General features: G+C 51.2%; 10 protein-coding genes. 4 read left to right on the forward strand and 6 right to left on the reverse strand.

Annotated features, from left to right (window positions below; all coding sequences use genetic code 11):
• Positions 1–6: 6 nt before the first annotated feature.
• From ACTNE6_RS09730 to ACTNE6_RS09740, 3 genes are all read left to right on the forward strand, one after another.
• Positions 7–1,440 (forward strand): efflux transporter outer membrane subunit, encoded by a 1,434-nt coding sequence (locus ACTNE6_RS09730; protein ID WP_442499535.1) that lies wholly within the window; start codon positions 7–9, stop codon positions 1,438–1,440.
• 321 nt (positions 1,441–1,761) lie between these two features.
• Complete coding sequence (locus ACTNE6_RS09735; protein ID WP_442499536.1) at positions 1,762–2,073, forward strand: hypothetical protein; 312 nt, start codon at positions 1,762–1,764, stop codon at positions 2,071–2,073.
• Positions 2,074–2,510: 437 nt separating this feature from the next.
• Positions 2,511–2,780 (forward strand): hypothetical protein, encoded by a 270-nt coding sequence (locus tag ACTNE6_RS09740; protein ID WP_442499537.1) that lies wholly within the window; start codon positions 2,511–2,513, stop codon positions 2,778–2,780.
• A 456-nt stretch (positions 2,781–3,236) separates the two neighbouring features.
• On the opposite strand, the gene ACTNE6_RS09745 is transcribed toward ACTNE6_RS09740, so the two are convergent.
• Genes ACTNE6_RS09745 through ACTNE6_RS09755 form a run of 3 tightly spaced genes read right to left on the reverse strand, consistent with a single transcriptional unit; the run spans position 3,237 to position 6,405 of the window.
• Entirely contained in the window at positions 3,237–4,013 is a 777-nt protein-coding gene (locus ACTNE6_RS09745) for a PP2C family protein-serine/threonine phosphatase (protein WP_442499538.1), read from the reverse strand.
• 37 nt (positions 4,014–4,050) lie between these two features.
• A complete protein-coding gene (locus ACTNE6_RS09750; protein ID WP_442499539.1) occupies positions 4,051–5,649 on the reverse strand; it encodes a serine/threonine protein kinase in 1,599 nt (532 codons plus the stop codon).
• Between the two features lie 54 nt (positions 5,650–5,703).
• Positions 5,704–6,405 (reverse strand): FHA domain-containing protein, encoded by a 702-nt coding sequence (locus tag ACTNE6_RS09755; protein ID WP_442499540.1) that lies wholly within the window; start codon positions 6,403–6,405, stop codon positions 5,704–5,706.
• Positions 6,406–6,793: 388 nt separating this feature from the next.
• On the opposite strand from ACTNE6_RS09755, the gene ACTNE6_RS09760 reads away from it, so the two are divergent.
• Positions 6,794–10,165 (forward strand): hypothetical protein, encoded by a 3,372-nt coding sequence (locus ACTNE6_RS09760; RefSeq protein WP_442499541.1) that lies wholly within the window; start codon positions 6,794–6,796, stop codon positions 10,163–10,165.
• Between the two features lie 63 nt (positions 10,166–10,228).
• Here ACTNE6_RS09760 and ACTNE6_RS09765 read toward each other — a convergent pair whose 3' ends face one another.
• From ACTNE6_RS09765 to ACTNE6_RS09775, 3 genes are all read right to left on the reverse strand, one after another.
• Positions 10,229–11,071 carry an NAD-dependent epimerase/dehydratase family protein gene (locus ACTNE6_RS09765; RefSeq protein ID WP_442499542.1) on the reverse strand — a complete coding sequence of 281 codons (843 nt, stop codon included), beginning with the start codon at positions 11,069–11,071 and terminating at the stop codon, positions 10,229–10,231.
• A 2-nt stretch (positions 11,072–11,073) separates the two neighbouring features.
• A complete protein-coding gene (locus ACTNE6_RS09770; RefSeq protein ID WP_442499543.1) occupies positions 11,074–12,009 on the reverse strand; it encodes a YbgA family protein in 936 nt (311 codons plus the stop codon).
• A 78-nt stretch (positions 12,010–12,087) separates the two neighbouring features.
• Positions 12,088–12,612 (reverse strand): excalibur calcium-binding domain-containing protein, encoded by a 525-nt coding sequence (locus ACTNE6_RS09775; protein ID WP_442499544.1) that lies wholly within the window; start codon positions 12,610–12,612, stop codon positions 12,088–12,090.
• Positions 12,613–12,630 lie beyond the last annotated feature (18 nt).

The following is a 12,630-nucleotide window of genomic DNA, read 5'->3' on the forward strand; positions in this document are numbered from 1 at the left end:
GATTAAATGAAGAATAAAATTTATTACCCCTTGGCCATCTCGTTTTTGGCCGTAATCATCAACGGTTGTGCGTCGCTCGATACCAACCTGTCCATTCCGGAAAAGGCGATTCCTGCAAGTTTTCAAAATCAGAAAAACACGGCCACGACTATTGCAGACATCAACTGGCGCCAATACTTTACCGATCCGCTTCTGGTTAAACTGATCGATACCGCCGTGGCCAACAACCTCGATCTGCAGATGGCCTTGCAGCGGATTGAAGTCTCGCGCTCCAGCGTGAAGCTGGCAAACGGGGCGCTGTTGCCGAAAGTGGATTTGAGTATAGGCGGCGGGGTGCAAAAGTTCGGGCTTTACACCATGGACGGGGCGGGCAACGCCTCTACCGAAATCACGCCCGGGCAAATTGTTCCTGAAAATCTGACCGATCTCTTTTTAGGCCTGCAGGCCTCCTGGGAAGTCGATGTCTGGGGCAAACTGCGGAGCCAGCGCAAGGCGGCAATCGAGGGCTATCTGTCGAGCATTGAAGGGACCCACTTTGTTATTTCCAATCTGGTGGCCGATGTCGCGGTTAACTATAACGAATTGCTGGCCTTGGATAATGAACTGGACATCATCCGGCAGACCATCCAGAAACAGCAGGAGGCGCTGGAAGTTGTAAAACTGCAGAAAGAAGCCGGCAGGGCGAATGAACTGGCCGTGCAGCAGTTCAGGGCCCAATTGCTCAATACGCAAGCTCTGGAAAAACAGAGGCTGCAACAAATTACGGAGGCCGAGAACCGGCTTAATTTTCTGCTGGGGCGCTATCCGCAGCCCATTGAGAGGAAGATGGAAGTTCTGCTCGAAGCGGTTCCTCAGCAAATCGCATCGGGCGTTCCTTCGCAATTGCTGGCAAACCGCCCCGATGTTCGCGAAGCCGAACATCAGATTGAGGCCAGCAAGTTTGATCTGAAAGCGGCAAGGGCGGCATTTTTCCCAAATTTCAACATCACGGCGACCTTGGGTTATCAGGCATTCAATCCCGAGTTTTTATTTCAGACGCCTGCATCGCTCGCTTATTCACTCTTTGGAACCGTAGTGGCGCCGCTGATCAATATGAATGCGTTGAAAGCGCAGTTCAACACGGCAAAAGCCAATCAGCTGACCGCCATGTATAACTATCAGAAAACAATTCTGAATGGTTATGTCGAAGTGTCGAATGAACTTGCCAATATTAAGAATCTGGAACAGATCCATGCCCAGAAAAAGCAGCAAAGCGAAGCATTGAAAAAGTCTATTGAAACATCTGATGAGCTTTATAAATCTGCCAGGGCAACATACCTGGAGGTGCTTATCGCTCAACAAAATGCGTTGCAGGCCAATCTCGAATTAATCGATGTGACCAAGCGCCAACGCATATCGACCGTAAAAATTTACAAGGCATTGGGCGGGGGATGGAGCTAATAGCTGGGCAGACTTAACTTCGTCAAGAAATATGGCAGTGAATATCCTTATAGCAGGCAACGTAACCGATCATTATTTGCAAACAACAAGAGCCGCCCAAGTTGAGGCCGGCTATAGGCCCGATGTCTGCTTAGTTTGACCGTAATGGCACGAATAGCAATCCAGAGCCAAAATATAAATAATAAGTTTCAAATAGCGAAAATCTAGCATAAGTCAACATCAACTAACCATTACATCAATTCAGGCTGCGCCTTGCCGGCAGCCGCTATGCTGTATGTTTGACAAAAATAGTTTAACTCCATACCTGATGGAGGTTGTCTTATGAAAACAATCAAGATTGCGATCATATCCGCCCTAGCCATTGGCTTCATAGCCTGGCTGCGGCCGAATCAGCCAAATTCAATAAAAGAACAAGCAGAGAGAGAATTTGGCGCAACTAACACCCCGGTATTCGCTTCATTGCATTCTGATTCCGCATTGGGCTCAGGCCCTAGAAAACGGATCGATAATAATGCTACTCAACCATCCAATTCAGCGCCGTTTTATATCCTATTCACTTCCAATCGCTTAAGCCTTGAGGCTTCCGGTCCCGCTCCAAGCCACTGGTCCGGTAAACTGGGATTACTCTCGTAATGAGCGAAAACATGGCCAATCCAACAGCCATAATTCAGTTTCGCAAGCTTTCTATGGAGGACGAAATTTTGATCTAGTTGTTTTACTTTGTCATACATCAATGAGGGTAAAGACATGATTATACGATCAACAAACAAGAAGATGCGTTACGTAGGCACATTGACGACATTTTTGGGTTTCGGGCTCGTAACTAACACAGCTACTGCTGACCTTTTATTCGCAACACAGAACAACAGCCCACAAAATGGCGCAGCCGCTAGAAATCTTGACCTTAATGGTCCGCAGGCTGGTGGTCAAACAGTTACTTTCAATACAGCGCGCCCAAACCAGTTAGTGCGCGTCATCTTTAATGCTACAGGTGCAGTGCGAGGCAATTTTTCGGCCAAGCTAGTGGCTACGATTCTTGTTGATCCTAGTGGCCAACAAGGTCAAGTTGTATGCTCATTCTCTGGCAATGGAACCAGTGGAACGAGCGGAACCAGTGGAACGAGCGGAACCAGTGGAACGAGCGGAACCAGTGGAACGAGCGGAACCAGTGGAACGAGCGGAACCAGTGGAACGAGCGGAACCAGTGGAACGAGCGGAACCAGTGGAACCAGTGGAACCAGTGGAACCAGTGGAACCAGCGGAACCAGTGGAACGAGCGGAACCAGTGGAACGAGCGGAACCAGTGGAACGAGCGGAACCAGTGGAACGAGCGGAACTAGCGGAACCAACGGAACTAGCGGAACCAACGGAACTAGCGGAACCAGCGGAGAATTGGATGGCGCATTCGTATCCGGCAATGGCACGCCTAATATACTTGATGGGGCGGTGAGCGCTACCAAACAGTGTGCATTTCTAGTTCCCACCGCCGGAGTTCATAGTGTCTCTGTTCGAGTGACACCTACTCCAGCAAACCAATGGCTGATTGATGACCTTTCTCTAGTAATTGATAGGTGACTCTAAAATTTCGCTAAGTGTGTAGTGATTACAAGCTAACCTGACAGTCTCCGAGCTTCCAGCGCTGTCTGTCAGGTTAGGTTTTGCTGACTTTTAGCGCAACCAAAACAGGGCTGGAACGAAGCGGATAAAGCCCAGGTAACTCCGTACAGGAAGTAACGCTTAAAGATCGAATAAAGCTTTATTTGAATGTGAGGAAGGAAAACAGAAGATTTCTGACATTAATTCTTTTTAAAAAGGCAGCGCACTTTCTGTATAAAACCCGTTTGCGCTTGTTCCCATTGCGCCAATGTAACGCTGATATTATCGCAATGCGGGCCCCCACTCTGTAAAGCCAGGGTTACAAGATGCTCAGGGCCATCTTGATCAAGCGGATGATTCTGAAGAATAGCCGGAATCTGGTCTTTTTCTACAAATTGCCAGAACCCGTCACTGCATAGCAGGAATATATCGCCGCTTTTCAATGTGCCTACATGAATATCGGGCTCCGGTTTTTTAGGGCCTCCCAGGCGTTTGTAAAGCTGGTTTTGTAACGATCTGGCCTCACTGCCGCCATCTTCAATGGCGCCCTGATCGATCATCAGCTGAATCAGTGAATGATCCAGCGTTTGATTGATCAGCCGGCCTTGCCTGTAATGGTACAGGCGCGAGTCGCCGATATGAGCCCAATAGGCTTGACGTTTGTCGATATACAGCAAGACGCAGGTTGTGCCGGGCGCCAATGAACTATCTGCTTCAAGTTGATTAATTTTTTCATGGGATTGACTGCAGATAGCTTCGAGAAATAATTCAGGATTGCGAATTCTGTTTTTTTTGAAAGCCTGTTCAGCAGTGTCTACGACAATTTGCGCGGCCTGACCGCCTTTGGGAATTCCGCCCATGCCGTCAGCGACAACCATTAAATGCCTTTTTCCATCCCCCGTGTGGAATATGCCTATGCGATCCTGCTGTTCACTGCGTTTGCCTATGTTGATCGCTTGTCCAAATTTCCAGGGCATCAGGGGCTCCTCTTTTTAATGTGTTGTCATACACTGTTTAATCAAATATTGATTTAATCTTTCCAAACAGGCGCTGGGGGGCATCCGTAAAGGCGTTGGTTTTCTTTCTGAGCGCCAGCAATCTGGAAGAGTTAGGGTAAATGGAAAGCCCTCTTTGAATATTTGCTTTGGCAGCGGTGTAATCAAAAGCGTCCAGATTAGACTCGGCCAGATCCGCATAAGCATTGGCGACCTTGAATTTTCCTTGTTGGGCTTCGGTGTTGTTGGGGTCCAGAAGCAGGACTTCATGAAAATAATACAAGGCGTTATTTCTGGAGGGCGAAGTCAATCTGTAGGTCTGCAGCGCCTTTGCCGCTTCTGAAAGATACAGATCAATTTTTTCCTGCATGGACGCATACAAGGCTCCGATGCGCGTTATGCCCTGGGTGGCAATACCATTATCAGGGTCTATCTCAAGTACCAGATTGTATGCATCGTATGCCTGTTTCAGAATTGGCATGGATAAGTTCGGCTTGGCCAGAAGGGCTTCTGTCTGAGCAAGTAATTGCCGGATTCTGTTCTCGTCCAATAAAGGGGGAGGCGCTTCGGCAGTAGCGCTTTTATTCTGGGCAGTATCGGCTGAAGAGTCCTCAGATGAAGCCGGTTCTATATTTAAATAAGGATAAAAATAGATGGCAGCCGATAGTACGGCGACGCTGGCTACGCCAAGCCATACCAGCTTGTAGGGGCGTTTTGGGGGGGCGCTTGGCTGATTTGCTGAAAGCGGACCTTTAACGGGCGCTTTGGCTTTTTTGTCGGCAGAAGGCGTGGTCCTGCCGGTTTTCCGGGACAACACACGCCTGGCAACAGGATTTTGGAGCTGTTCAAGAAAGTCGGCCAAATCGCCGGCGGAGTCAAAGCGATCATCCGCATCCTTGGCAATCATCAAATCCAATAATTCCTGATATTGTGCAAGGCGCTTGGGGAGTGGAGGAGCTTCGGTCGTTAAATGGGCAATGATGATTTCAATCGGAGAATCGCCCTGAAACGGTTTTTGACCGGTCAGCATTTCGTAAAGAATAATGCCGAGACTGTAAATATCCGTTCTGGCATCGAGCGGTTTCTGTTCGGCTTGCTCCGGACTTAGATAATGGGGGCTGCCGATGGCCGAGCCGTCCATGGTCAATGAGGTATCGGACTGTAATCGTTTGGCCACGCCAAAGTCCGTCAGGACAGGCGAGCCATTTTTTCTGAAAAGGATGTTTTCAGGTTTGATATCCCGGTGGATGACGCCTTTTTGGTGGACAAAATCGAGACAGCGCGCGAGCAGTTTTATCAACTGTATGGCTTCATCCGGCGGCAAGCCGGCATGGATGCGCTGCTTGAGATCGCCGCCCTCAATATACTCCATGGCCAGGAAGCAGCGTCCATCGACCTCTCCCAAATCATGGATGGTAATAATGTTGTGATGATTCAATGAGGCGATGATCCTGCCTTCATTGAAGAAACGCTTGATTTGGGCCTCGGTATCAAATCTTTTCAGAATCTTCAAAGCGACAGGGCGGTCAAGAGACTGCTGTGTCGCTAAAAAAACAGAAGCCATGCCGCCTTCGCCTAAAAGCTTCTGGATTGTGTAGCCGGGAACCAGGATAGTCAATGGTAGCTTTTCACTGTTGAGAAAAAGGATTTGGCGCCTTTAATCAGCGGCTCATCATTTGATGATGAAACGAAATTTTGTTCCGCGGATCTCGATATTATCGCCGTGCTTGAGTTTTACCCTGGCTTTGACTGTGCTGCCGTTATGGCGGGTATTTCCGCGTTTTTCCGGAACCAGATAATAGCCGTCGCTTTGACGGACGATTTTGGCGGCGACTTTCGGAGCGAACCAGCCACCGATCTGGATATCACAGTCCGAGGATTTTCCGATGGCAAAGCGGGTTTTTGACAGCCTGAACGTGCGGCCGGCCATTGCGCCGCTGGCAGCTTCAAGGCAAGCGTTGTTGGCCTCCTTGTCTTTTATCAGGCTTTCCAGTCTGGAAACGTCGATCTCCACGGTAGCCGATTGGGTGCTATTGCTTTTTTCATTTGAAGTTCGTGCGTCCGTTTTTTCAACAGATACAGGTAAATCAACCGCGATGAATCTTAGCTTATGTTTGAAAATACTTATTTCATCGCCGTAACTTAATTCTGCCTCCGATATCCGCTCGCCGTTTACATAAACGCCATTTTTGCTTTTGAGGTCATGAATGGTGTATTTGTCACCGTTTTTGATGATTTCAGCATGATTGCCCGAGACACCTACGTTGTCGATTACAACATCATTATCCTGATTGCGGCCAATTCGAGTGATGAGGGATTTCACCTCATGTTTGGATTTGAGTTCATCGTTAAAGTAAATATTCAGGTAACCCATAGCGAAATCCGTTTAATCAAAAAATATAAATAGCAAAGTATAGGTTAGAAATTATTTTTTTGATGTTCACCGCATATCTAAAATAAATTTAAAGCTAAAGCTAAAGCTAAAGCTAAAGCTAAAGCTAAAGCTAAAGCTAAAGCTAAAGCTAAAGCCGAAAGTTCTCATTAACTGGCTTGGCGATGTAAGCGTTTAATCCCTGAAAACGGTGAATTGGGCGAATTGTCTACTGGTTTAATAATTTCTAAGGCAGAACCAGGTAAGATTGCTTGAAAATGAGGCTTCCCCGCTAGCTCAACAGAATTTAAAGAAGAAGCCGGGCAAACCGGCCGGTTGGTAGCCAATTTCGGAAGTCGGAAAATTTCAACAGCGTCCTTAAGGAATAAAAATGAAATGGCGGCAGTGTGCACGGTTAAGCGCGACAGTGATATTAACCGTGGCTTTCATGATCGTGGCGACAAGCCGGCCGGCCCAGGCCGTAGAAGGCGCTCCCATCATCAATAACGGCAGTTTCGAATCTCTCCATGACACCAAACCGGGCGCTGATGGATGGGCGGCAGGATGGAAATTGGACGCAGCCGGGCAGATTCCTTCTGATTGGCAACTAAACCCGGCTTATCCCGGCCAGTTGATGTTTGGCGCCGATGATCCGCATATTGGCTCGCGATTTGCCCGGATAACTGCGTCAGCTCGCGGCGCCGCGCACATTTATCAGCGCTGCCGGGGCCTGCAGGCGGGCAAGTGGTATCGCGTTTCCTTATGGGCCAGAGGCGGTGCGTTCGCCGTACAGACGTACGAATCTTTCCGGGAAAGACAGGCCGAAAGCCAGACGCTGCTGCAGGAACATGCCGGCGCGAAATGGCAGCAGTACACCGTTTTTTATCAGCCAGCCGGGACGGGATATCTTGATTCGGCCTTAGTTATTTCCACGGCTTCGCAATCGGGCGTCGATATCGACGATGTCCGCGTGGAACCTACGGATTTACCGGAACTGCCGACTGATGCGACAGACATGGTTTTTCAGAATGAGGCTGTACAGTTGAGTTTCTCGCCTGCCGGTTTTTTGACTCACTTCATCAGTCTGGATTCCAGCGAAGACTATGCGGCAATCAATGCCAGAAGGCCGATGCTGACTGTCTCACGGGCCGGAATACAGGGAATGCCTGTGACCCGGCTCTCGCGGAAAGGCGATGTCCTGACCGCGCAATTCATCGATCCTCAGATCAAGGTCAGTTTGCGCGTGATTCCTGCGAAGCGGCATCTTACTTTTGACGTGCTTAGTGCCGAGCCGGCGGATCTTGATGGCCTGACCATCGACTTCCCTTTGCGGCGTCTCGAAAACGTCGCGCCGGCTTTCAATGCAACCTACGACAGAGAATTCGGCGCGGCCTTCTTCGGCATTACCGAGAACACGGTCAACCATCCGATGTCGCTGGGCAACTCTGTGCAGCTGCTCAGGAGCGAAGCCCAGCGCGGCCATGGCATAGCAGGCGCGAAATTTTCCCTTGTGGCGGCGCCCATCGAGGATTTCAAGCCTGCGATCCGGGAGGCCGAACGCGCGGCGGGATTGCCGTCCCCTGAGCTGGGTGGAAATTGGGCGCGCGATTCGGAATCAGTGCAAAAATCCTATCTGTTTGCTACCGACGCGTCGGAAGCCAATATCGATGCGCTGATCGACCATGCCAAACTGGGAGGCTTCGGCACCCTTGTTTTTTTGAAAAACAATTGGCTGGATAGCCACGGTCATTACCGGATCAACACCGACAATTTTCCGCACGGTCTCGAGGGAGTGAGAGCGGCGGTGGCGAAGATTCATGCGGCCGGGCTTGAAGCCGGAGTGCATGTGTTTGGCCCCTCGATCTCGCCGAACGATTCCTACATCATGCCAAAGCCGGATGGTCGCCTGGCGGCGGTTCCTGTCCCGGATCTTGCCGAGGCGCTCGATGCGAAAGTCTCCGCCATCACGCTGGCGGCTGAACCTAGGCTGCCGCCGATAGATTCTCGCCGCAAGGAGTTTCCGGGCCAGTACCTGAGAATAGGCGATGAGATCATCCGCTATGAGGCCGCGGAGCCGGGTCCTCCGTTCCGGTATATTCGTTGTGTGCGCGGTGCATTGGGCACCAAGGCGGAGGCTCATCCTGCCGGATCGCCTGTAAGAAGGCTTCTTACAATGTGGGGCTATTTTCTCGTGGACCCTGACAGCTCGCTCGTTGACGAAGTTTCCCAGAACTTCGCCGATGTCTTTAACAGCGCGGATTTCGATATGCTGTATGTTGACGCCAGCGACGGCATCATCGATGACTATATCGACAGCTGGTATTACCTCAATCGCATGCATCTTGCTTATTACCGTAAATTCAGGAAGGACGTGCTCTATCAGACCAGCAACGGCGTGGGTACGGATTTGCGCTGGCATATCGTGCCGCGGTCCGCTTCGGCAGACGGCCACGGCGACATCAAGGGCTATCTCGATGAGCGATGGCCAGGGATTCTGCGTATGGATGCGAACTTTACCCGTCCCGATATCGGCTGGTATTACTGGTTCAAGGATATACGGCCGGATCAGCTCGAATATGTCGCCGCCAAAGCGCTGGCAGTGGATGGATCGATTTCGCTGGAGACGTCGCGCGCGGCGCTGGAAAGTCAGACGCAGTCGCGGCAGATGATGGATACGCTTCGAAAGTGGGAGCAGTACCGGCGCGCCCAACCTGTTTCGCAGGAGATAAAAGCCAAGCTGAGAGAGCCGCAGAAGGATTTTAAACTGTTCAGCGATGCTGACGGCGACTGGCAGATCTATCGCGCTTTGTATGAGCCGGTGAGATATGTGGATGTGCTGGACGGCAAGCAGAATACGTGGATTATTCGCAACGATACGGCGAGCGAGCGCCAGCTTGGCGTGGAGATCATTGCCGGCAGGAGGCCCGGAGCGCCGGCTGCCTATAATGCACCGGAAGCCTTCATGATCGAAAGTTTTGACAATGCAGCCGACTTCCAGATGAGCGATCGCAATCAATACGAGAAACATGTTGTCCGCGCGGACAAGGTTTTGTCGTTTAACGGGCCTGTGCGCGATGGCGTGCGGCAGAGTTTCGGGGCAACCAAGAGCGAGATAGAGGCCGACGGGAGCGCTTTGCTTTATACCGCAGCAAACAATGGCAAGTATGGCGGATGGTCGGCGATCGGCCGCCGGTTCGATGAGCCTTTGAATCTATCGGGACATAATGCATTGGGTGTCTGGGTCATGGGGGACGCCAAATACGAGCAGCTTCATATCCAGCTCAGAGACTCAAAAGGGCGCAGCGCCGATTTTCAAGCCGCTATTGACTTCATGGGATGGCATCTGTTGACCTTTCCCTTCCTAGCCGACAGTCAGTTCGACTGGGCGAACACGGAGTATCTGCTGTTTTATTTCGATGCCATACCGGCCAAGACGACGGTCAGCGTCGCGCTCGACGGTGTTCGTGCATTCCGGACGCCTGCCTCAGTTCCTTCGCTTGACCGGCCCATCATCACGGTCAACGGAGAGAGCATGGTCTTTTCTGAATCGCTGGCGGCGGGACAGGCACTGACTTCGGAAGGCCCTGGCGAAACGATTCATTGGCCCGGCGGCATGGCGCCGGGAAAGAAGGTTGAACTGTCCAGGCTGCAGCTTAAGCTGAAACCGGGCGAGAACGCGGTGACATTTTCTGCCGCGAAACCGGAGGCTTTTCCCGGCGACGTACGTGTCCTGCTTTACCCTATCTGGCCTATAGAAGAATAGATGTAAGCTGGGTTGGAGCTTTAGCGGAAACCCAGCATAGGTGGCCCCCAAAGATAAGGGTTGTCAGCCCAGCTTATCTTTATCAATCAGCTCCTCATAACCCTTTTTGTAATCGGGATAGCGAAATTGATACCCCAAATCTCGCAATCGCCGGTTGCTGCAACGCTTGTTCATCGCAGCATCTTGGTCGACCGCTTTGGCGGCAGGCGGTGCGCAATGCATGCGTTCGGCCAGCCATGAAATCACATCCCATAAAGGAGCGGGATCATCGTCGCTGGCAAGATAGCAGTTTTCCAGTTTGCGGCCTTTTAGCCGCTGCTCGAGCAGAAAGTCCAGTACGCCGACACAGTCCAGATGATGAATGCGGTTGGTGAAATAGGGCGGTTCTTTTTGAATGGCGGGGGATTGCGCGGCCATTCTTAATAGCGACTCGCGGCCGGGGCCGTAAATGCCGGAAAAGCGTACGATGATGTTATCGGGATTGAGTTCAATCAGCTGCTTTTCTGCCTGCCGGATTAACCGGTTCGTGACTGCTTCGGGTTCGGCCGGCGAATCTTCATCGACCCATTCGCCTTGTGATTGCGCGTAAACACCGGTTGATGAGACGAAAATCCACGGGCACTGGGGCAGTTTAGCCAGCAGATGATGCAGGCCGGCCTCATAAATGGCGCGATAGTCTGACTCAGTGCGCTCATCGGGCGTAACGATGAAAAACAGCAGGTCGAAATCCGTATCCAGCGCATCAAGTCCTATGTCTGATGCGATGTCGGCAGCCACATAGCGGATTCGGCTGTCATGGGCTGGCGGATGGCGCTTAAGCCCCGTTACCTGATGGCCTTTATCGGACAGTACATGAGCCAGGCGCGTGCCCAGGCCGCCGCAGCCGACAATCAATATGTTCGCCATGATTACAGCAGACTGGTCAGCCGCAATTCCTGAGGATAGGGCGACATATAATAGGATTCGTCAATATAAGGATCGGGCGCTTTGCGGAAGTGGTGCTTCAGCAGCGTCAAAGGCACGATCAGCGGTACTTCACCCTGGCGGTAACGCTCAATGATCTCGCATAGCTCGGCCTTGTCATCGGCGCTTAATTCTTTTTTCAGATAGCCCTGGATGTGCTGGAGGACATTGACGTGATTGCCGCGGCTGGCGACTTTTCTGAGCATCTTCATCAGCAAAAGGATATATTGACCGGCAAGCTGTTCGATATTGTCCGGGGTTGCGCCGGCCGCTAACTGGCCCAACTCTTGGTAGTCACCATGACTCATGATGATCAGCTTATGCCGGGCATGAAAACGGGTCAGATTGCGTACCGTCAGCCCTTCCTCCAGCATTGATTTCCAGCGGTGCAGCACATAGACGCGCTGAATGAAATTCTCGCGCAGGCCAGGATCGCCCAGCCGGCCTTCTTCTTCGACCGGCAGCAGCGGATTATTGCGCATCAGGGTTTCGGCATAAATTCCTACGCCTTCCCGCCTGGGTATATTGTCGGTATAAACTTTGACCCGCTCCATGCCGCAACTCGGCGAATCCTTTTTCAGGATATAGCCGCATAAATCGGCAAATTGCGCTTTCAGACGTTCGGCATGGCTGCGCAGCCGTTCCGTCACATCGATTTCAGGGTTTTTAACGCCGATGCAGCGCACCTCGCCATTGAGCCTGACCAGGTGGATGGTCGGACGCGGTATGCCGAGGCCGATTTCAACTTCCGGGCAGAACGGCCGGAAATCGAAATACTCGCCGAGCGTGCCGGTGATATAGGCATCGTGCTTGTGGCTGCCGTCGTAACGGACATGCTGGCCAACCAAGCAACTGCTGATGCCGATGGGGATTTTTTTCATAATGAAGCAATTGAGCACGGCTGATTGAAGCGCGGCGCTAATCTCGCTGAGGACATTGGAAATGCCGGATCTGCCAATTTAGCGCCTGCGATGATGAGTTGCGATCTTACGTCTGCCGTTATCACTGTCATTATATGTCCAATTATCGTGTTCACTATTGTCGTTGCACCATTGTTTTTCACACGGGATGCCATTGTTGTCACCGTCCGTTTGCTGGTTTGAGCAGTTTTTCAGAAAAAAAGTTGCTTCTTCGCACGAAGTCATTTGCGAGCAGCGGTCTCTGCCGTCACAGTTGAATTCAGTCTCTTCTGATGGCCCGCCGTCGTCTTGACCGGTTACAACAGTGGCTTTAGGCGGCAGTTCTTTCTCAGGTTCATTTGACTTAGGCGAGGCGCCAATGGCGTTCAAGCGAGCATCTTCCTGCGGCGCGGTTCTGGTCTTCAGCTTCATGGTCCAGTCCGAGTCCTTATCGACCGAAAATTGCTGCGCGTCCTGGGCGCACTTCGAATTGGAATAGACTGTTTTGCCGTCTACGATACATTTATAGGCGGCAGTGGCATTTAGGCTGAACAGAGACAACGCAATTGTCGGTAATAATTTCATTTTTCTTATTCTGTTAGA

The organism is Methylobacter sp. sgz302048 (assembly GCF_052162025.1).
GTDB lineage: Bacteria > Pseudomonadota > Gammaproteobacteria > Methylococcales > Methylomonadaceae > Methylobacter.